At 33.7% G+C, this 21,140-nt stretch carries 22 protein-coding genes and 1 pseudogene; 14 read left to right on the top strand and 9 right to left on the bottom strand.

The window, feature by feature from the left end; all coding sequences use genetic code 11:
* The 5 genes from dusB (at nucleotide 1) to HNR52_RS02105 (ending at nucleotide 5,018) form a co-directional block, all read left to right on the top strand.
* Nucleotides 1–972, top strand: a complete 972-nt coding sequence (gene dusB / locus HNR52_RS02125; RefSeq protein WP_435619561.1) for a tRNA dihydrouridine synthase DusB — start codon at nucleotides 1–3, stop codon at nucleotides 970–972.
* A 31-nt stretch (nucleotides 973–1,003) separates the two neighbouring features.
* Complete coding sequence (locus tag HNR52_RS02120; RefSeq protein WP_013788739.1) at nucleotides 1,004–1,762, top strand: TSUP family transporter; 759 nt, start codon at nucleotides 1,004–1,006, stop codon at nucleotides 1,760–1,762.
* A 101-nt stretch (nucleotides 1,763–1,863) separates the two neighbouring features.
* Nucleotides 1,864–2,601, top strand: coding sequence for a YiiX/YebB-like N1pC/P60 family cysteine hydrolase (locus HNR52_RS02115; protein ID WP_435619619.1), 738 nt, complete (start codon nucleotides 1,864–1,866; stop codon nucleotides 2,599–2,601).
* Nucleotides 2,602–2,803: 202 nt separating this feature from the next.
* Nucleotides 2,804–4,237 carry an ATP-binding protein gene (locus HNR52_RS02110; protein WP_435619560.1) on the top strand — a complete coding sequence of 478 codons (1,434 nt, stop codon included), beginning with the start codon at nucleotides 2,804–2,806 and terminating at the stop codon, nucleotides 4,235–4,237.
* Nucleotides 4,238–4,511: 274 nt separating this feature from the next.
* On the top strand, nucleotides 4,512–5,018 hold the full coding sequence (locus tag HNR52_RS02105) for a hypothetical protein (protein WP_435619559.1): 507 nt from the start codon (nucleotides 4,512–4,514) through the stop codon (nucleotides 5,016–5,018).
* A 224-nt stretch (nucleotides 5,019–5,242) separates the two neighbouring features.
* On the opposite strand, the gene HNR52_RS02100 is transcribed toward HNR52_RS02105, so the two are convergent.
* The 4 genes from HNR52_RS02100 to HNR52_RS02085 are packed head-to-tail and all read right to left on the bottom strand — an operon-like array spanning nucleotide 5,243 to nucleotide 8,154.
* Entirely contained in the window at nucleotides 5,243–6,043 is an 801-nt protein-coding gene (locus HNR52_RS02100; RefSeq protein WP_435619558.1) for a metal ABC transporter permease, read from the bottom strand.
* A gap of 14 nt (nucleotides 6,044–6,057) precedes the next feature.
* Nucleotides 6,058–6,831, bottom strand: coding sequence for a metal ABC transporter ATP-binding protein (locus tag HNR52_RS02095; RefSeq protein WP_013788734.1), 774 nt, complete (start codon nucleotides 6,829–6,831; stop codon nucleotides 6,058–6,060).
* Nucleotides 6,832–6,850: 19 nt separating this feature from the next.
* Nucleotides 6,851–7,732 (bottom strand): metal ABC transporter substrate-binding protein, encoded by an 882-nt coding sequence (locus HNR52_RS02090; RefSeq protein WP_013788733.1) that lies wholly within the window; start codon nucleotides 7,730–7,732, stop codon nucleotides 6,851–6,853.
* Nucleotides 7,732–8,154: a Fur family transcriptional regulator gene (locus tag HNR52_RS02085; protein ID WP_435619557.1), complete on the bottom strand. Its 423-nt coding sequence runs from the start codon at nucleotides 8,152–8,154 to the stop codon at nucleotides 7,732–7,734. The genes HNR52_RS02090 and HNR52_RS02085 overlap by 1 nt, the downstream gene beginning before the upstream one ends.
* A 151-nt stretch (nucleotides 8,155–8,305) precedes the next feature.
* On the opposite strand from HNR52_RS02085, the gene HNR52_RS02080 reads away from it, so the two are divergent.
* The 4 genes from HNR52_RS02080 (at nucleotide 8,306) to HNR52_RS02065 (ending at nucleotide 11,184) form a co-directional block, all read left to right on the top strand.
* Complete coding sequence (locus HNR52_RS02080; protein ID WP_435619556.1) at nucleotides 8,306–8,857, top strand: undecaprenyl-diphosphatase; 552 nt, start codon at nucleotides 8,306–8,308, stop codon at nucleotides 8,855–8,857.
* 95 nt (nucleotides 8,858–8,952) lie between these two features.
* Nucleotides 8,953–9,180, top strand: coding sequence for a FeoA family protein (locus HNR52_RS02075; protein WP_041592123.1), 228 nt, complete (start codon nucleotides 8,953–8,955; stop codon nucleotides 9,178–9,180).
* A 20-nt stretch (nucleotides 9,181–9,200) separates the two neighbouring features.
* Nucleotides 9,201–11,015, top strand: a complete 1,815-nt coding sequence (gene feoB / locus HNR52_RS02070; protein ID WP_435619555.1) for a ferrous iron transport protein B — start codon at nucleotides 9,201–9,203, stop codon at nucleotides 11,013–11,015.
* A 16-nt stretch (nucleotides 11,016–11,031) separates the two neighbouring features.
* Complete coding sequence (locus tag HNR52_RS02065) at nucleotides 11,032–11,184, top strand: FeoB-associated Cys-rich membrane protein (protein ID WP_013788728.1); 153 nt, start codon at nucleotides 11,032–11,034, stop codon at nucleotides 11,182–11,184.
* A gap of 14 nt (nucleotides 11,185–11,198) precedes the next feature.
* Here the strand turns inward: HNR52_RS02065 and HNR52_RS02060 are convergent, their stop codons facing one another.
* The 3 genes from HNR52_RS02060 to HNR52_RS02050 form a co-directional block, all read right to left on the bottom strand.
* Nucleotides 11,199–12,362 (bottom strand): pyridoxal phosphate-dependent aminotransferase, encoded by a 1,164-nt coding sequence (locus HNR52_RS02060; RefSeq protein ID WP_435619554.1) that lies wholly within the window; start codon nucleotides 12,360–12,362, stop codon nucleotides 11,199–11,201.
* Nucleotides 12,359–12,847 carry an Lrp/AsnC family transcriptional regulator gene (locus HNR52_RS02055; RefSeq protein ID WP_013788726.1) on the bottom strand — a complete coding sequence of 163 codons (489 nt, stop codon included), beginning with the start codon at nucleotides 12,845–12,847 and terminating at the stop codon, nucleotides 12,359–12,361. The genes HNR52_RS02060 and HNR52_RS02055 overlap by 4 nt, the downstream gene beginning before the upstream one ends.
* A gap of 73 nt (nucleotides 12,848–12,920) precedes the next feature.
* Complete coding sequence (locus HNR52_RS02050) at nucleotides 12,921–13,784, bottom strand: DUF2156 domain-containing protein (protein ID WP_435619553.1); 864 nt, start codon at nucleotides 13,782–13,784, stop codon at nucleotides 12,921–12,923.
* A gap of 155 nt (nucleotides 13,785–13,939) precedes the next feature.
* Here HNR52_RS02050 and HNR52_RS02045 point away from each other — a divergent pair, with 155 nt between their 5' ends.
* The 3 genes from HNR52_RS02045 to HNR52_RS02035 all read left to right on the top strand — a co-directional run bounded on the left by HNR52_RS02045 (nucleotide 13,940) and on the right by HNR52_RS02035 (nucleotide 17,475).
* Nucleotides 13,940–14,674 (top strand): class I SAM-dependent DNA methyltransferase, encoded by a 735-nt coding sequence (locus tag HNR52_RS02045; protein ID WP_435619552.1) that lies wholly within the window; start codon nucleotides 13,940–13,942, stop codon nucleotides 14,672–14,674.
* A gap of 56 nt (nucleotides 14,675–14,730) precedes the next feature.
* Entirely contained in the window at nucleotides 14,731–15,867 is a 1,137-nt protein-coding gene (locus HNR52_RS02040) for a THUMP domain-containing class I SAM-dependent RNA methyltransferase (RefSeq protein ID WP_435619551.1), read from the top strand.
* Between the two features lie 159 nt (nucleotides 15,868–16,026).
* Nucleotides 16,027–17,475: an amino acid permease gene (locus HNR52_RS02035; protein ID WP_435619550.1), complete on the top strand. Its 1,449-nt coding sequence runs from the start codon at nucleotides 16,027–16,029 to the stop codon at nucleotides 17,473–17,475.
* 243 nt (nucleotides 17,476–17,718) lie between these two features.
* Here HNR52_RS02035 and HNR52_RS02030 read toward each other — a convergent pair whose 3' ends face one another.
* Together HNR52_RS02030 and HNR52_RS02025 are read right to left on the bottom strand one after the other, a co-directional pair.
* A complete protein-coding gene (locus tag HNR52_RS02030) occupies nucleotides 17,719–18,471 on the bottom strand; it encodes a DUF4367 domain-containing protein (RefSeq protein WP_435619549.1) in 753 nt (250 codons plus the stop codon).
* Entirely contained in the window at nucleotides 18,468–19,025 is a 558-nt protein-coding gene (locus HNR52_RS02025) for an RNA polymerase sigma factor (RefSeq protein ID WP_435619548.1), read from the bottom strand. Before HNR52_RS02025 ends, HNR52_RS02030 begins: the two co-directional genes overlap by 4 nt.
* 200 nt (nucleotides 19,026–19,225) lie before the next feature.
* Between HNR52_RS02025 and HNR52_RS02020 the strand changes: the two are divergent.
* Nucleotides 19,226–19,985 (top strand): annotated as a pseudogene (locus tag HNR52_RS02020) (Rpn family recombination-promoting nuclease/putative transposase).
* 257 nt (nucleotides 19,986–20,242) lie between these two features.
* Complete coding sequence (locus HNR52_RS02015) at nucleotides 20,243–20,935, top strand: hypothetical protein (protein WP_435619547.1); 693 nt, start codon at nucleotides 20,243–20,245, stop codon at nucleotides 20,933–20,935.
* The last annotated feature ends 205 nt before the right edge of the window (nucleotides 20,936–21,140 follow it).

The raw sequence follows: 21,140 nt of genomic DNA, 5'->3' as shown, positions 1-21,140 counted from the left end.
ATGAAGAGGAAGTTGTACATAGGAGACGTAGAAATCAAAAACAATGTGTTTTTGGCGCCTATGGCAGGTGTCACAGATAAGCCTTATAGGTGTATATGCAGTGAGATGGGATGTGGATTTACATACACTGAAATGGTCAGTGCCAAAGGCCTTTACTATGAAAGTGAAAATACGGAATTTCTTACAGATATAGATGATGACGAAAATGTAGCGCTCCAGATATTTGGCTCTGATCCTTATATAATGGGTGAAATCGCAAAGAGATTAAATACATCAAATGCAAAGGTGATAGATATAAACATGGGATGCCCAACGCCTAAAATAGTAAAAAATGGCGATGGTTCGGCTTTGATGCTTAAACCTGAATTGGCAGAAAATGTAATTAAAGCTGTGGTGAAAAATTCTTCAAAGCCTGTAACTATAAAGATAAGGAAAGGATGGGATGATGCTCATGTAAATGCTGTTGAGATTGCTAAGATGGCTGAAAATTGCGGCGTAAAAGCGGTTGCGGTTCATGGCAGGACGAGAGAGCAGTTTTATTCAGGTAATGCTGACTGGGATATAATAAAGAAAGTAAAGGATAATCTGAAAATACCTGTAATAGGCAATGGAGATGTGTTTTCACCGGAGGATGCAAAAAGAATGATAGACGAGACAGGATGTGATGCGGTGATGGTTGGCAGAGGGGCAGAAGGCAATCCATGGATTTTCAAAAGGATTCTTCACTATCTAAATACAGGTGAACTACTGCCAGAGCCGATTGTAAGTGAAAAGATTGATATGATTTTAAGGCACCTTGACATGATGATAGAATACAAAGGTGAACATATAGGAATATTGGAGATGAGAAAGCATATAGCATGGTATCTAAAAGGAATCCGCGGTGCTTCAAAGATAAAGCAAATGGTATTTACCATGTCTAACTATAAAGAGATTAAAGACCTGTTACTTAGCATTAAAAGTTCTACATAAAATTACGCCATGTATTTTGGGGGAAGATATCTTGCCATTAAAATATGTATTGTCATTATGCGTAATAGGATTTATTGCTGCTTTTATTGATTCTATAGCAGGTGGAGGAGGCATAATAAGCCTTCCGGGGCTTATGGTTTTAGGGGTACCTCCTGCATATGCTCTTGGGACTAATAAATTTGCATCGACTTGTGCGTCTTTTACAAGCTCTATGACTTTCATAAAATACAAAGTATATGATATCAATTTATTGAAATATCTCGTTTTTGGGACATTAATAGGAGCAATTTTAGGCGTTAAAGCGGTTTTGTCATTGGACAGTTCAAAATTGAGAATCATCATAATAATATTGATGATATTTGTTGCAATATATACATTGCTATCGAAAAATGTTGGAAGTGTAAATAATTTTGAAGGTGTTAATAAAAAGACGATAGCAATTGGACTTATTATATCTATAGTTTTGGGTTTCTATGATGGCTTTTTTGGACCTGGTACAGGCTCTTTTTATATTTTTTTATTTATAATATTACTGGGATATGATTTTAGAATAAGTGCTGGAAATGGAAAGATACTCAATTTTGTAAGCAATGTTACATCATTGGTTCTATTTGCTATAAGCAGTAAGATAATTTATTCTGCAGCAATCCCTATGGCAATAGCTATGATAGTTGGTGCCAGATTTGGCACTAAAGTGGCAATAAAAAATGGCGCAAAATTGATTAGACCTATACTAATATGTGTTGCTATTGCATATGCAATAAAAATGGTATTTGATATTATTAAATGAGACATGCACAAAACCCTTCTATGACAGCATAGATTATTAAGAAGGGGGATGTAGGAATGCTCATACTGCCTAACAGTAAATATCTATCAAGTAGTAGTGAAATGCCGAAACAGATTGAAATATCTGGTGTGAATATTGAAGAGTTTAATTTTAAAGAAAACTTAAAAAGGAAAAGCTTCTTTGAAAAGGAGGATTTTTATAAAAGATTTCTCACCCTAAATGGAGCTATCATGATATCAAAACCATTGGATGCAGGAGAAGTAAATAAATTCTATGTAAGTTTATACGATTTAATTAAAAACATCAACTCTGAAGAAGTATTTGGTGTGAAGTTTCCTTCAAGAAGCAGTGAAAAGGTTGTTTATAAAAACAGCATATCATTCGACAAGTTTGCAATTGGGGACATAATAGTTGCTACAAGTCCGGGTTTTCACGTGCAAGGTGCAATAAGACATGCTGCGATATTTGATAGCAGAAGATATCATGGAAGCATCGATGATAAATGCCTCTTGACGGCAGAGCCGGATCAAGGTGTGATTTATGAGACAATAAGGTTTTACAGAGAAAATTTCAGTGAGGCATGGGGGCTGACAGTTCCAAAGGCCACAATAGAAGAAAGAGTAAAAGCTATTGATGAAGTGTCAAAGTTTGTTGGAAAGCCCTACAATTGGAGGGCTGACAAAAACGATGATGAAAACTGGTATTGCTCAAAAGTCCCATGGTCCGCATACAAAAAATCATCAGGAATAGACATAGATGGAAATGGAGGCTTTTGGGTGTTGCCAATTGACATCTTCATATCAAAAGAAACAGAAGTGTTTGAGTATTCTACTTCATAAATATAGTGCAAAATTAAATTAGATGAATAAAATAAACTGGTATGAAGATTTCAAACGCCAGTTTATTTTTTTATAGAAAGATACTGAATTAATAATTTAAAATGTAGTTTTAAAAATTACATATAAAATATAAAGTATACTTCATATTTTTTGTATAAAAATATGAAGTATGTGTTATAATATTATATTAGAGGTGATAAAAATGTCTATTACAAGCTCAGAAAATATATTAAGGATTTTGTACTCGTATAACCCATGGTGGAGGGAAGGATATTTCCCTCAAGATCTATCCAAACCCGTAAAGAGAGTAGTCTATCATCAGGCATTTGAATTACTAATGCATCCAACTATCAGAAGATATGTCATACTTTCAGGTGCACGTCGTGTAGGTAAAACTACAATTTTATATCAAATGATAGAAACTCTTTTAAAAAATCAAGTGCACCCAAAAAAGATATTATATGTATCTTTTGATCATCCTTTATTTAAATTAAGTTCTTTTGACCAAATTATTAATCTTTATGAAACTACCATAAATGAAGAAAAAGAGGCTTATATATTTTTAGATGAAATTCAATATGCAAGTGATTGGGACAGATGGTTAAAAGTCTATTATGACACCAAACCAAACTGGAGAATTATTGCTACAGGTTCAGCTTCTCCTGCACTTATTGAAGGTACAAAAGAAAGTGGTGTTGGCCGCTGGACTGTGATTTCTGTACCTACTCTTTCTTTTTATGAATTTTGCGAAATACTTGGTGTTCCAGAAAGACCAACCAATTTGCCAAATTTAAACTTAAATGAAATTTCAAATTTAAATGACTCTCAGTTAAATGAGCTTATGTTTTTACTTATGCCATTGCAAAAGTACTTTAATAAGTATTTAACAATAGGAGGATTTCCTGAATTTGTATTCTCAGAAGACCAATTTTTAGTGCAAAGAATGTTAAGAGAAGATGTGGTTGATAAAGTTATTAAAAGAGATATACCTTCCTTGTTTAATGTGAGAAATTTAGCAGTGTTAGAGAAGGTTTTTTTGTACCTATGTTTTAATTCTGCAAATGTTATAAGTATTTCAACGATAAGTAAAGAAATTGGAGATGTTTCAACAGTAACATTAGAAAACTATATTCATCTTCTTGAAAATGCAAATTTGATTTATAAAAGTTTACCTATAGAATTAGGCGGTAAAAAAGTTCTAAAAGCAAAACCCAAAATTTACGTTTCCGACCCTGCCCTAAGAAATGCAGTTTTAATGATAGACAATATACTCTTAGACAGTAAAGAACTTGGAATAACGGTTGAAACAGCAGTTTTTAAACATATCTATAATTTTTACCTGCAAACAAATGCTAGAATAGGTTATTTTAGAAAAGCTAATGATAATCAAAAAGAGATTGATGTAGTGGTTGAATTCCCACATAATAAATCCTTAATCGAAGTGAAATTCAGAGAAGATACGACACTTTCCGAGAATGATGCCATTGTTGAGATGAGCAAAAAAGAAAAAAATATTGATTCAGCAATATTAGTAACAAAAAGGCCAGAAGATTATGGGAAAGTTAAGGTTTCGACAAAAGTACCAATAGTAAAAATTCCTGCTTATGCATTTTTGTATTTGTTTGGAAGACGCTAACTTATTTTTCTCAAAAGAATATGAGAACCATTTAAAAAAATTTTTATAAAAAACTGTAACAAATTCCTTAGAAATTTGTCTTATATTGAGAGAGAGCAAGTTGCAAGATAAATTTAGTCCAATTGATAAATATTGCAAACATGGAAAGGATGTGATTGCATTTTTCCATCTGTTTTAGATAGGAAAGAATGATATTGGATTTAAATATAAAAGATAGGTGATATTAGTGAATAGTTTAATTCGCAACAATAAATATATTATCCATATAGTTCTATTGGCTATTTATGTTTTATGGATATTGAATTTAGATTATTTTTATCCTTTTATAAGATTTAAGTCTTTAAAATTAAACGATATTTTTTCTTTGTGTATTCAGATAATACCTTTGATATTGTTAATAAATGGCTTTAGATTTAAACATAATTCTGCAAAGGTAGTGAATAGTGTGATTTCAATAATATTAATGTTGATAAGTGCAACAACTGCAGTCATTATTTTATTTGCTACTATTACTCTTAATGTAAATGAGGCGTTTATGCCGATCCATAATATTAGGTTTGAATCAAGCTCCGTTATAGTTTATAGATCAAATTACGGCGCTACTACTGATTATGGAATTGTTGTAAGACAGGAAAAAGAAATCATAAAAGGTGTTTTGCTTGTTAAAAATTTACTTCGTAAAGATCATGTTTATGATATTTCAGTAAAGAAATTAGGTGATAATGTGGTAGAATTAATGGGCAAAAAAATATATTTAAAGCGAAATGTGTACTTTCCATAAATTTTTGTTGGATATATTAATGGATTTTTTTAGTTAGGAGGTTTTAGGAGTTGGAATACATAGAGCTTTTTGCAAATATATCTAATATAATAGATGTGATTGCTACTTTGTTGTTTTTGTATGTGGGATATATATTTTTAAGATATAGCCAATAGAGAAAGACTTAAACGAAAATCTTAAAGTCAGTACATTTTATTATCCAAGTTAAAAACAAAAAAAGCAGGTTAGTTACCTGCCTTCTTTATGCTTGCTAAACCCATGATTATGAGAGAAACTATTACAATGCTGCCGCCTGGTGAAAGATTGAGATAAAAAGATAGTATTATGCCTGCGAATACAGATATAAAAGAAAACAGTATGGCGTAAAAAATGGTCTGTCTGAAGTTTTTGGCTATTTTAAGACTGGCTGCTGCTGGTATCACCATCAATGCTGATACCAGCAAAGCTCCTACTATTCTCATGGAAACTGCTACGGTTACGGCCACAATCATGGTAAATATTATATTTACCAAGTTTACAGGAATACCTGATATCAAAGCAGCTTCTTCGTCAAATGTAATGTATAGAAGCTCCTTGTAGAAGATATAAATTAAAGTTATTACTGCAATGCTAAGTATGAGTGATAGCAATACATCAGTGTTATTAATTGATATTATGCTCCCAAAAAGGTAATTCATTATGTTTGCAGGACTTCCGCTGGATAAACTTAGAAGTATTACTGCGATTGCCATTCCTGCAGACATGACAACGGCAATAGATATTTCCGAGTATCTAAAGTATGATTTTCTCAAGCGTTCAATACCAAAAGATGACAGTATTACGAAGATTATTGAGCCGATTGTAGGATTTATACCTATGAGAAATCCTGCTGCTACGCCTGCCAGTGCTACGTGAGATAGAGTATCCCCCATCTGCGATAGCCTTCTTAACACTAAGAAACTGCCTACCAATGGAGCTATTATCGATATAAATCCACCTGCAAGAAATGCCCTAATCATAAAGTCGTATGTAAAAATATTAAGCATTGTAACACCTCAATCTAAAGTCGATTATTGATATTTTCACTTTGGTGATGGTGCATATCAAGTTTGACAGGGTATCCATATATTTCTGCTAATTCTTTTTTTGAGAAGTCTAAAGTGTCGCATTTGTCATATAGTCTGCCATTTCCCATGCATACGATTCGAGATACCTTGTCGGATATGGCCCATACATCATGAGTGACCATGATAATCGTTATTTTGTTTTCCTTATTTAAAGTATCAAGTATTTTATAGAGAGTGTCTTCTGACTTTGCATCTATGCCTGTCGTCGGTTCATCTAAAAATAAAATCTTAGGATCGCTGACAAGAGCTCTTGCTATAAATACCCGTTGCTGCTGGCCTCCGGACAGATTTCCAATAAGCCTGTCTTTGTAATCAATCATGTCGACAGTCTTTAAAGCGTTATTCACGATTTCCCAGTCATCTTTAGAAAGTTTTTTAAACAACCCTAATTTTCCATAAAGCCCCATTGAGACGACTTCTTTTACACTTGCTGGAAAAGAAGCGTTGAATGAATAAGACTTTTGGGGGACATATCCGATTACAGATCTATTTTTCATGTCTTTTACGTTTATCCCATTTATGAGGACTTCGCCAGATGAAGGTGTAAGATCTCCTATCATGATCTTTACAAGTGTGCTTTTGCCTGAACCATTAGGCCCAATAAGGCCTACAAATTCGCCATCATCGATAGTTAGATTGATATTGTTAAGTACCTTTTTATCATCATAAGAAAAACTAACATCTTTAAGCTCTACTATTTTACCCATAAAAATCCCTTTCATTAATCTAATTTAATGCTTTCTGAAGATTGTCTAAGTTTTGCTGTAACAATTTTATATAATCGTATCCTTTCTTCATTTCATCTTTAGTAAGCCCTTCAATAGTATTTAGCGGTAATACCTTTGCACCTGTTTCGCTGGCAATTGATTGGATCGGCTTAGGTGATGTCAATGGCTCTGTAAAGATGTACTTGATATTTTCTTTTTTTATAAGTTGTATGACTTCAGCAACTTTAGCAGGACTTGCTTCAGCTTCCTCGCTCATACCGACAATAGATACTTGGTTTAAGCCGTAATCTCTCGCTACGTAGTCAAAGGCACTGTGATAGACTATAAATGTCTTTGTCTTGGTGTTTTTAAGTCTTTCAGTGTATTCACTGTCTAACTGCTTTAATGTATTTAACAAAGTATTATAATTATCTTCGTAGTATTTTGCGTTTTTATTGTCAGCATTTACTAAAGCATCTTTGATATTTTTTGCTAATATTTGTGCTTCTTTTGGAGAGAGCCATACATGAGGATTTACAGCATTTCCGACTTTTATAGCGTCAATACCGTTTGACACATTTACAAATTTAGGTCCTGATACAGACGATTCTACTTTGCTTATCCATGAATCCATCCCAAGTCCTAAATACACGACGAGAGAAGCTCCTTCTATGTCTGCTATCTGTTTTGTCGTAGGTTCCCAGTCGTGTGGCTCCACGCCTGGTGGTATTATGTTTTGAACTGTGGCTTTATCACCTGCAATCTTTTTTGTAAGATCGTATAAGGGATAAAAAGTTGCATATACAGCTAATTTGCTGGGCTTTTTTGAAATTTTCGTATTGCATGACGTCAAGCTAAACACTATCAAAATCGCCAAAAAAATTGAAATAAATTTTTTCATCAACAATCCTCCTCGTGATTTTTGCAATTTTTGCAGTATCCAGTGATCTCGATTTTATGGTCTACAACTTCAAAACCATCCAGTTTGTTTCGGCAAAGATCTATGGGACATATATCCAGTTCAAAGACCTTTCCGCATTTTAGACATTTCATTATGTGTTCATGCATGTCTTTGTGAATTTCATACATAATATTGTTGCCTATAGTTGCTTCACTTAATACATTTATATCTTTTAGAAGGCTTAAATTTCTGTATACAGTATCTAAACTTACTTGTGGAAATGAACTTTTTACTTTTTCGTAGATTTCCCTTACAGATAAGTAACCATTGGAATTTAGCATTATGTTTATGATAAGCTCTCTTTGAGGAGTTATCTTAAAGTTGTTGGATTTTATGGTTTTTAAAATATCTTCCTTTGTCATAATCCCTCATTCCTTCTAAATAAGAATAATTTACTATTTAGGATTATATAATTGTTTATCGTATTTGTCAAGAAATTTTAATTATTTTTTAATCTGTATCTAATTTTATTTTAAGAATTGAAGGTTAAAATCTTAATACGAGGTGATGAAAATGAATTACGCTATTTTTCAATTTATCAATGGATTTGCAGGTCATCATAGTATATTAGATAAAGTGATGATATTTATTGCTTTGTATTCTCCTATTATATATGGGCTGATAATGGTTATCCAATGGTTTATTGGAGAGGATGATGGGAAAAAGATATCGATGGAAGAGTTCTTTGCTGCAGTCATAGCACTGAGCGCGAATTTTATCATTTCAAGATTTTACTTTGAACCAAGACCTTTTGTTACACATAAAGTGAATTTGCTTATTAAACATCCAAGTGATGCGTCTTTTCCAAGTGATCATCTATCAGGAGGTTCTGCTATTGCATTTACTCAGCTAAAAGGAAATAAGTTCCTTGGTGCTACTATGATGGTTTTGACGGTTTTACTGCTTATAGCGAGAGTATATGTTGGAGTTCACTATCCTGTAGATGTCGTAGCTGGATTTGTCATAGGATTTTTGAGCAGCAAGCTTGTGAAATATCTAAAAGGCATTTTGGATCCCCTTGAAAATCAAATTCTTAAGATATGGCATAGATTTATAAAGATATGATAAATATTATTTTTATATTTTATTGACACGAAGGGGAATATATAGTATCATAGAATCAGAAATTGAGAATGATTATCAACGAAGGGGTGGTAGTGGTGAGCGTATACGACTTAAGACCAGGGCAAACGGCTTTAGTAAGTGGTATTTTAGGTGACGAAAAGTTAGCCAAAAGATTGCGTGCTCTTGGAGCAAATGAAGGCGTAAAAGTAAAAGTCAAAAGCTTTGCGCCCTTAGGAGATCCTATAATAATAAATTTTATGGGTTTTGATTTAGCAATTAGAAAAAGAGATGCAAAGAATATCGTCGTAAAAGACGTTATTTAAAAAAATGAAGGAGGGGGCGTATGGCAGTTACTGATTCGAAACGAATGACAACCGCCGCTTTGATTGGTAATCCTAATGTTGGAAAGACAACTCTTTTTAATCTGGTTACTGGGTTAAACCAGCACGTAGGCAATTGGCCTGGTGTCACCGTTGAAAAAAAAGAAGGTTTCATAAATGACAATGTAAAAATCGTCGACTTACCTGGTATTTATGCAATGGATACTTACTCCAACGAAGAGAAAATTTCCAAGTCTTTTCTGGAAAGCGGAAATGTTGATTTTATATTAAATATAGTAGATGCTTCAAATCTTAAGAGAAATTTGTACTTAACTATGCAACTTAAAGAATTCAACATACCTATCATATTGGTATTAAATATGGTTGATGTTGCCGAGAAAAAAGGAATAAAGATTGATTATGTAGAATTGTCTAAATTACTTGGTGTCATGGTTGTTCCTATTGTGGCTTCAAAAGGAAAGGGTGTAGACGAGATTAAGGAACTTTTATCGAATGACATTTTTTCAAAAGCAATAAATGATAATGAAAATCATTATCGTAATAATGTAGGCTTTAAAAGTGAAGCTGAAACATATAAGTATATAGAAGGCATTTTATCACAGTGTGTTACGTACACATCTGAAAACACAGTTACAATTACGGAGAGATTGGATAAAATCCTAATAAATAAATTTTTGGCATATCCGATATTTATAGCCATCATATATTTAATTTTTCAGTTTACTTTTAGCTGGGTGGGCCAACCATTGGCAGATTTATTGGACGGTTTTGTCAATGCTTGGTTTGTACCGCATGTTAATATTTTGTTAGCTGGTGCAAATGGCTGGTTTAAGTCACTTATCGTTGACGGCATCATTGGCGGCGTAGGATCGGTAATAGTGTTTCTTCCCGTGATCTTAGCCTTGTTTTTGTGTATATCTTTTTTAGAAGACAGCGGATATATGGCAAGAGTAGCTTTTTTAATGGACAAGATAATCAGGAAAATGGGGTTATCCGGAAAGGCGTTTATTCCACTTATAATTGGCTTTGGATGCAATGTTCCTGGTGTGATGTCAACGAGAACTTTAGAGAGTGAAAAAGACAGAAAGATGACGGCTCTTCTTTTGCCGCTTATGTCTTGTAATGCAAGGTTGCCTATTTATCTGGTTATGGCTGGTGCTTTGTTTAAAGGTCACGAAGCTTTGGTTGTTGCATCTTTATACGCATTAGGCATCATTATGGCGTTTTTAGTAGGCATACTTTTCAAAAATACCATATTTAAGAAAGATGATGAGCCGTTTATAATAGAACTTCCTGAGTATAAGTTGCCTGAACTTAAGTCATTGGCAGTACACACGTGGGAAAAAGGCAAGGGATTCTTAAAAAAAGCAGGTACTATAATCTTTTCCGTGTCTATAATTGTTTGGATTTTATCAAACTTTAATTTCTCAGGCATGACGGAAATAGACAAAAGCTTTATCGCATATATAGGGAGATTCATAAGTCCTATCTTTATACCATTAGGTTTTGCTTCATGGCAAAATTCAGTATCGCTTCTTACAGGGATAATGGCAAAAGAAGTGGTAGTAGGAACTATGGGGGTTATATACGGCGGAAATTTGATAAAGATTTTGCCGACGGTTTTTACGCCGATTTCAGCTTTTAGCTTTCTCGTCTTTGTGCTTTTGTACACACCGTGTATATCTCTGATTGCCACAATGAAAAAGGAATACGGTGGGAAGATGGCGGCATTTTCTGTAGCATATCAATTAGTCTTAGCTTGGGTAGTTTCATTTATAGTTTACAATGGTGGAAATTTAATCTTGAGAATATTTTAATAAAAGGAGTGGGCCTATGATTATTGAAGTGATTGCAACTGTAGCAATAGTGGCTGCAGCGGTGTTTATTCTTTACAAAAACATAAAGAAAAGCACTTCTGGCCAATGCAATTGCGGCAGTTGTTCTTCCAGTTGTCCTAAATTTTCTGCAGTAAAGCAAAAAAAGTAGGGAAACCTACTTTTTTAAAACACTCTCTTAGCAAAGCTTTCTATTCTTTCAAGAGCTTTCATAATCTTATCGATAGAATACGCATAAGATACCCTTATAAATCCGTCTCCTCCAGGACCGAATGCATCTCCTGGTACGACGGCTATTTTTTCTTCTTTTAAAAGCCTTTCGCAAAATTCTTGAGATGAAAGGCCTGTTTTTTTAATTGAAGGGAATATATAAAAAGCTCCTTTTGGTTCAAAGCAATCAAATCCTATTTCTCTGAAGCCATTTACTATGAGACGCCTTCTTTGATCGTAAGTTTTGCGCATCTTTTCTATATCATCTTCGCACTCGTATATCGCTTTTATGCCTGCGTATTGTGCCATTATGGGAGCGCATATTGTCGTATACTGGTGAATCTTATTCATAGCCTCTATGAAGCTATGTTCCGCTGCTATATATCCTAATCTCCAACCCGTCATGGCAAAAGCTTTTGAAAATCCGTTTAAAACGATAGTCCTTTCCTTCATATCAGGCAGTGAAGCTATGCTTACGTGTTTTCCGTCATAAGTAAGTTCACTGTAGATTTCATCAGATATTACGATCAGATCATGTTCTATTATTATGTCTTTTATAGCTTCTAAGTCTTCTTTTTTCATGATAGCACCTGTAGGATTATTTGGATATGGAAGTATAAGTGCTTTTGTCTTACTGGTTATTTTTGATTTCAAATCATCAGGTGTTATTATAAAATTGTTTTCTTCATAGGTAGGTACGTATACTGGCACTCCTCTTGTAAGCTCTATGCAAGGTGAATAAGAGACATAACTTGGCACAGGCACTAAAACTTCATCACCATCATTAATAAGACATCTAAGCGCTAAGTCTATGGCTTCACTGGCGCCTACGGTTATCATTATTTCCTTTTCAGGATCGTAATTTAAGCCGTAATGATTTTTTAGAAAGAATGATACGGCTTCTCTTAATTCTAAGAGTCCAAGGTTTGACGTATACGTAGTGGCACCTCTGTCAAGCACATCTATGGCTTCTTTTCGCACAGTCCATGGCGTCACAAAATCTGGTTCGCCAACACCGAGAGAGATAATATCTCGTGAATTTGTAACAAGATCGAAGAATTTCCTTATTCCAGACGGTGGAATATTTTTTACTACATCTGAAATGTATTTATTATTCATGGTGTTACCACCAATCTTTTGTCTTCAGGACCGTCTGTAAAAAACACCCCATCTTGTTTGTATCTTTTAAGTATGAAGTGTGTAGTTGTACTTAATACGCCGTCAATAGGAGCCAGTCTTTCTGCTACGAAAATAGCTATCTCTTTCATGGTTTTACCTTCTACTTCTACTGATAGGTCATATCCGCCAGAGATTAAAGATACAGATTTTACTTCATCGTATTGTCCGATTCTTTCAGCAATAGCATTAAAGCCCTGTCCTTGCTGCGGTGTGACTCTTACATCAATAAGTGCTCGCACTACTTCCTTTTCGGTTTTTTCCCAATTGACCAATGTGCTGTACTTTAATATGACTTTTTCTTCTTCAAGGCTTTTTACTATATTCTTTACTTCATCTTCGCTGAGTCCAGTGATTATGGATATTTGCTTATCTGTCAGACGGCTGTTTTCATGAAGAAGCTCTACTATATCCATCTTTTTAGACATTCACGGCACCTCCCAAAAATAATGTTATGCACATTATAATACAAAAATTATAATAATTCAATCTATTAAAGTTTTAAATTTGCAACTTTCCTTTGAATTTCAATATCATCTTTGCAGGGTGGTATGACTTCTTTGCATACCTAAGGCCTGGGATTCCCAAATCTTGCTCCCTGTTTATATATTTGTATTCAGACATTAGCTTAGCAAAGCACATGTTTATAAATGCGTATGCGTCTTTAATCTCTGGATTTGCCTTTTCTATGTGAGTCACTGCTGTTTCTGGATTTAATTTTTCTCCGAATGAATATGCTTCTATTTTTCCGTTTATCTTTAATACAATTCCTTTTACATTAAAAAAATCGTAGTTTTCCAGAACTTTTTTTATCGCATCAAATTCCTTTAATATTCCGGGATTTTCCTCTATGTCTTTTAAGGAAATCCATTTTTCAGTAAATTTTAAGCATTCTAAAGCATTTACAGAAGATAATGCTTCTAATGTATAATCATAAGTTTTTAAAAATTTGTTTATATGATTTTTTTTATTGTGATATTTTCTACCAGAAAGATTGATGAGATCTTGTGTATTGTACACGTAGTCAAAATTGTCTTCATCTGGCTCCATCTCAACATTAAAGTTTTCTCTAATCTTAGAGGCAAAATCATTGTCAAAGCGAGTTAGATTGATTTCAGAGTAATCTTTTTTAAGCATTTCACAAAATTTTTCCAGTGCATTTAATGTATTTTCAGGTGGACCTACAGGAGGAAATACGTTATTGCCTGAAGCAATCAAAAGACACCCATCGATTATCTCATATCTAATGTCGTAAACGTGATTCCACATAAGGAGATTTGTAAATGTGTATTCCGATATTTCTGGTGGATATGCATAAAAGTATTCATCAAAAACATTTTTGTCGTCTATAGATAATGGTTTCAACTATTTTCACCTCTTGGATAATGATTATTTATTGAATATAGTTATTCACATGTGTTAATATTATAACACACAGCGGTTGAATAACAAAATTGACTTAAGCGTTGTGATAATATAATATAGAAGAATAATGGGAAAAATAATTAAGAGGTGTTTTTATGTACGACGAATTTGCTAAATTTTACGATAGATTAGGTTGGGATTCTTACGCGAAGGAGTTGTGGCCAGATTTTAAAAGATTTTTAGACAATGCTGGATTTAATGTTAAGACGATGTTAGATTTGGCGTGTGGAACTGGGGTCTTTTGTATAGGTGCTTTAAGAGATGGCATAAATGTGGAAGGTCTTGACTTATCTGAAGAAATGCTTAAGAAGGCAGTTGAAAATTGTAGAAAGTATGGTTACGATATAAAGTTTCATCTTGGCGATATGAGCGATTTTGATTTAGGCAAGAAATACGATCTCATTACATGTACATTTGATGCTATAAATCACATGACGGATTTTCAAAAGTGGAAATCTATGTTTAGCTGTGTTAAAAGTCATCTTAAAGAAAACGGAGTTTTCATGTTTGACATGAATACATTGAAAGATTTGAGAGATAATTGGAATAATATCCATATAAGGAAGTATTCAAACGGCGATTACTATATTTCCAAAAGCATATCTTTTGGAGATAATGCTTTTATAACATTTACTGCCTTTTTAAAGAAAGAAGGAAGGCTGTATGAAGAATATGAAGAAACAGTTCATGAAATGAGTTTTTCACTAGACGAAGTTGTAAATGAATTAAAAATGGTTGGATTTAAAAGTGTCAGAGTAATGAATAGAAAATTTGATATTGTTGAAGATGCAGATAGTTTAGATAGGGCTTTCATTTTCTGCAACATTTAATATGTTGTTGTGTAGTGAAAAATTAATTTTGGAATTAATAAATGGGAGATAGTGATATGTCAAAAATAGAATTGATAGCACCTACACTTTTTGGAATCGAATCAGTTACGGCTAATGAGATAAGATCTTTAGGCTATGATGATGTAAAAGTAGAAGATGGGAAAGTGACATTTAGTGGCGATATAGCTGCTATATGTAAGTCAAATTTGTGGTTAAGGACTGCCGAGAGAATCTACATTAAAGTTGGTGAATTTACAGCTACCACGTTTGACCAGCTTTTTGAAGGTGTAAAGTCTTTGCCGTGGGAAGAGTGGATTCCTGAAAATGGACAGTTTCCTGTAGATGGATACTCTCTTAAATCGAAGCTTTTTAGTGTGCCTGATTGCCAGTCGATAGTGAAGAAAGCAGTTGTGGAAAGGCTCAAGAAGAAGTACAAAAGAGAGTGGTTTGAGGAAAATGGTCCAGTATACAAGATAAAATTTTCATTAATGAAGGACAAGGCTATACTTATGATAGATACAAGTGGAGAGGGGCTTCATAAAAGAGGATATAGAGCTGTGTCAAATGTGGCGCCTTTAAGGGAAACTTTGGCTTCTGCCATGATAATGTTAAGCTATTGGAGATATGATAGACCGCTTATCGATCCGTTTTGCGGATCAGGAACTATACCTATTGAAGCTGCTTTAATTGGTGCAAATATGGCTCCAGGGCTATATCGACAATTTTCATCGGAAAGATGGAGGCAGATTCCAAAAAAGCTGTGGACTGACGTGAGAAATGAAGCTTTTGATTTAATCAAAAAAGATGTAAAACTTAATATAAGTGGATATGATGCAGATGAAGATGCGGTAAAATTATCTATAGACAATGCCAAAAAGGCCGGTGTCAGTGATTATGTAAGATTTTCAAAGCGATCTTTGAAAGATCTGAAAACCGATGATAAATATGGCATAATAATCTGCAATCCGCCTTATGGTGAAAGAATGGGAGAATTAAAAGAGGTGGAGAAATTGTATAGGGAGATGGGGAAAGTATTTTCAAAGCTTGATACGTGGTCCTACTATATAATAACATCGCATGAAAATTTTGAAAAACTTTTTGGAAGAGATGCAAGCAAAAGAAGGAAGCTATACAATGGCATGATAAAAACCACATATTATCAGTATTTTGGACCAAGGCCGCCGAAAAAATGACGAGTAAGCGTCTTTTGTTTTTGCAAAAAAATTTTAATAGTTATGAAAAAGTTATTTGCGGCTCGTTATAATTTTAATTATAATAAAATAAAATATCCTATTTTAAATAAATAATTTAAAATAGTTAAATTTAATTAAAACTGGGGGGATTAATATAAAATGGCTCACAAGGAAAAAGCCGGAAGTTCAAATATATTAAGAAAAAAATCTCTTGAAATGATAATAGATGACACACAGGACAAAAAGCACGCATTGAAAAAATCGCTATCATGGTTTGACCTTATTTTATTTGGCATTGGCGCCATAATCGGCACAGGTATTTTCGTGTTGACTGGCGTTGCGGCTGCAAAATATGCAGGACCAGGTCTTATATTGTCATTTGTTCTTTCGGGTATTGCATGCTCATTTGCCGCACTAAGTTATGCAGAATTTGCATCTACATTTCCCGCGGCAGGATCTACGTATAGCTACAGTTACGTGGCACTTGGTGAGATATTCGCATGGATCATAGGATGGGATTTGATATTGGAGTACGCATTCGCTATACCTGCCATTGCATTAGGTTGGTCAGGGTACTTTACAAGTTTGCTTCACAGCTTTGGCATTAACATACCTGTATGGGCTGCAAATTCGGCAAGCTCTGCGCCTGGTGGAATAATAAATTTACCGGCTATCGGCATAGTATTGCTTTTGGGAATAATCCTGCTTTTTGGCACAAAAGAAAGTTCAATACTAAATAATATCGCTGTTATATTTAAAGTGATGGTGATATTGTTTTTCATAGCCGTCGCTGTATGGCATGTACATCCATCAAACTGGAAGCCATTTTTGCCGTTTGGATGGAAAGGAGTATTTTCGGGTGCTGCAATAATATTTTTTGCTTACATTGGGTTTGATTCGGTATCAACTGCGGCTGAAGAGACAAAAAACCCTGAAAGGGATATGCCTATAGGAATTTTAGGGTCTTTAGGAATAAGCACAATTTTGTATATAATTGTCGTTGCAATTCTTACAGGTGTCGTATCATATACAAAACTTAATACACCTGAACCTGTGGCATTTGCATTAACAAGCCTCGGCATAAACTGGGCGTCGGGATTAGTTTCTTTTGGTGCGATAGCAGGGATAACGACGGTTCTTTTAGTGATGATGTATGGACAGACCAGGATATTCTTTGCTATGTCAAGAGATGGACTTTTACCGCCATTTCTTTCAAAACTTCATGAAAAGCATAAGACGCCTGTTGCAAGTACGATAATAGTTGCACTATTTGCAGCAGTTGTTGCAGGATTTTTCTCCATCGATGAACTTGCAAAACTTGTAAATATAGGAACCATGTTTGCATTTGTCCTTGTATCAGTAGCTGTTATTGTTTTGAGGTACACAAAGCCTGAACTTCCGCGAAAATTTAGATGTCCATTTGTTCCGTTAGTGCCTATCTTATCAATTGCATCAACTGTGTTTTTAATGGTTTCGCTTCCTCTTGAGACGTGGATAAGGTTTATAGTATGGTTTGTGTTGGGGATTGTCGTATATGTCTTTTATGGATATAGGCACAGCAAGCTGGCACAAAATGATTATAAAGGTGTTAAAACTGAAAGCTTTTAGAAACTTTAGAAATAAGTGTGATGAAGGAGCCTTGGAAGACCAAGACTCCTTTTTTGTTATGGGTGAATGGACATATACAGAGAAAATATGCTGTAAAATATTGCATAGTTTACTACTATGATAAAAAAGACTATTAAAAATGTTCTAATAAAATTCTTCTTCAACATTAAATCCCCTCTATGTTAGTTTTTTCTCCATATATATTAGACAAATAAGCATTAATTTTGTTACAGTTAAAATAAATTATTTTTTCAGTTTGATGCTATTGGCAGCTTTTATAAGTTCGTTCTTATCGATTTTCGACATTAAGGAGAATAAGTTGTTGTCTTTACGCCATACGATGGTGTTTAAACCGTTTTTTTGAATCAAGATGCCCTCATAGCCGTTTATATCAATCTTTTGCGTGATAGCATTTTCTGTGTCAACCATCATGTCAGTGTTTTCGTTAGAGCTTTGACTGAAAATTATGAAATCGCCTTTGCCATTTGTGTATTGAATGATTTTGGTTACCTCCTGTGACTCTACCTTGCTTATCTTGAACCCATGTGGCACGTATGAAAGATAATATTCATTTTTCCAGTTGGATGGAACCAGCGATGTGGAAGAAGACGTACTGGGTTCATTGTTTTCTTTTAATTTTATGTCTGTATAATCTTTTTTGATTTCAATTATGAGGTTAAAGACGCGAGCTCTAAAAGCAGAAACAGTCGTCATCGCCACAGTGAAGCCAATAAAAACCACAAAGAAGAATATCGCGACTTTTGGGAAGATCATTTTTGCCGATGTGAAGAATTTTTTGACTGCTTCTTTTCTTTTGTGATGTCTTAACATCTGTCTAATTTTAATGCTTAATTCTTCAGGGTAAGGCATTTCTTCATCATTGGCTTCTTCCAAGTCATTAATTATGTTGTTTACATGGCAAGCCCCTGCATATTCCAGCAATGCCTCAAATATTTTGCTTTCAGATTTTAGCTTTTCATTGTAAAGGTCTTTCATATTTCCACATCTCCTTTATACTGGTATAAAGCATCTTTAAGGCTTTGCCGCGCGCGATACAGTCTTACTCTTACATTGTCTTCTGTGATGTTTAAAAGATTTGCGATGTCTTTATTAGAGTAGCCGTAGTAGTATTTTAGAGAAATAATGTCTGCGTACTCTGTCTTTAGCTCCTTTACCTTTTCAGATACTCTTCTAAAAATGTCACCGTTTATTATATTCTCGTCAAACGGCTCTGAGTCATCATGGAAAATTTCATCCGCATCTTCAATAAATAAATTTTTTTGCCGCTTTATTTTATTGTACATATTTATTGAGATGTTTCTAACTATAATAACAACTAATGCTCTTATTTTGTTACAGTCATAATCAGAAATTTTTTCAATATAATTGATAATATTTATAAAAGCAGATTGGACCGCATCTTGTGCCAATTGATAGTCGTTTAAAATGTTGTATGCCACTTTAAACATATCTCTGCTGTAATTTACATATATATCTTCGACTTTTTTTCTTTGGCATTCATCTATAATTGTGTCAAATAAGATGAGCAAATTTCTTCCCTCCCTCGTCCATGCTTGCCCATAAAAATTTAAGCATGTTAAATAGATTATATCATAAAACTTTTTATGTGAGATATTTAACAAAAATTTTTGTAAGTAAAATCTGTTTTTGAGATATGGTTACAGTATTGTTACAAAACCTCATTATAAAATATTGCGGCAATAATCTGTATTTTTAATATTCGTATGATATAATAAAGGTAAGATGCTATTTTTTAGGTCTCCAATACACAAAAATCGATGAACTAAATATAGAATTTGCAAGAGTAGAACGCAGAGACAGCGATATGATATTTAAATGCACAACAGACAAAGGAAATGTGGCTGTGCATATAGAATTTCAATCAGAAAATGACGGAAAAATGCCTTACAGGATGTTACGATATTCCATGGAGATAATGGAAAAGCATAATCTCTTACCATATCAGATAGTCAGTCCTATATATAGGAAAAGATAATGTAAAAATGGCAAATAGCTTAAGCTACGACTTTAGAGAACAAAACACATTAGATTATAAATACAGAATAATAAATGTTGGCGACATAAAATATACTGATGTTTTGAAGACAGACTATTATGATTTGTATTCGCTTCTTCCGTTGATGGACAAAAATAGAAGGAAAGAAGAAGGAGAAAAATATCTGGAAAGATGTGTTGAGGCTATAAAAGATATTCCATTAGACATAAACAAAAAGAAAGACATTGCATTTAAGGCTGAATTATTGTCAGGTATAATTTTTAAAAGAGAAGTTATTGAAAAAGTTTTTTCGGAGGTGATAAAAATGTTTAGGATTGAAGAATCAGAAACATACAAAATGATAATAGAAAAAGGCGAAAAAGAAAAAAGTATAAAAATAGCAAAGAAGTTGTTAAAAGAAGGTATGGACATTGACAGAATAGCAGAGATTACAGAGTTGTCAAAAGAGGAGATAAAAAAATTGATGAATTAGGATCATAAACAGGCTTAATGCCTGTTTTTTTTAAAGTTTATTGATGACCGAAAAACGGTCGCGATTCCGACAATATATTACATAGATTGACAAAGTGTTACAGAAAAATTGACCTAATTTAGCACCTTCCCAAGTAAGGATAATTGGTTTATAATAACATTAACAGAAATTGGCGCCATTCCCTGAAGATAAAATCATAGTCAATATGCTTTTTGGTACCGAGAAGCGTAATGACTACAAAAAATGAGATGTAAAGTATGTTAAAAAAACTGATTTCACTGCTTCTAATTGTTGTGCTTTTTACAATTTCAAGTTTTAGCTTTGCTTTTTCTTCAGGTGTTGCGATTCCGAATTCTGAAGAGAAAGTAGTCGGAAAACCTACTGATAAGGTTGGTACAATCGTTACTTTTGTGGATGCTAATCTTTCAAAAACTAGTCCATTAGTTACAAATAATCTTGTCTATCCAATGGGTACAATACATGAAGAATATGATCATTCTTATTATTATTATGATCATAGCGCTATATCTGCTTATAATGTTGGACCAAGATGCAACGACATCTTTTTGATTTCAGTGGCAAGAGGAACAACTAAAACTTTAACTACGACAAAAACAGTATCTGGTACTATTGTCTTTACAACATCAGTTGAAGCTGGAATTCAGGATGTTGTTAAAGCTGGATTTGGGCTAACATCTTCCGGAACATATACTTATACTTGGTCTTTGACACAACAATTTACAGGGCCTCCTGCTCCTTATAACAGTCGTGATTATTATGGTGCCATAAATTATGATTTATATTCAGTCTATGTAAAGCGTTATGATGTGTATAGGGTATATAATGGAAACGCAATGACAGGTTATAACACTTATTATCAAGGTCTTACGACAGTAAATGGCGTTAAAATACCTAAAGCCGTTCAATATAGCGTAGATAGCATTCAATAGTATTTGAGTTTTAAAATATATTGCTTTCTATAGCTTTCTTATTTAGGTTTTAGATTATGGAGCATTCCTGTAATGAATAAAAAATAAGGAAGAATGAACTTTGAAAAAATAAGTACCTCCTGATAAAATACAAGATGTCGATTGTTCATGAACACGACTCTCAAAATAACAAGGAGGTACCTAATATGAAGTATAACCAAAATTT

The sequence above is a fragment of the Thermoanaerobacterium thermosulfurigenes genome, from assembly GCF_051201035.1.
Classification (GTDB): domain Bacteria; phylum Bacillota; class Thermoanaerobacteria; order Thermoanaerobacterales; family Thermoanaerobacteraceae; genus Thermoanaerobacterium; species Thermoanaerobacterium thermosulfurigenes.
Note: the sequence above shows the minus strand (reverse complement) of the source record. Positions and strands in the feature narration are given on the sequence as shown.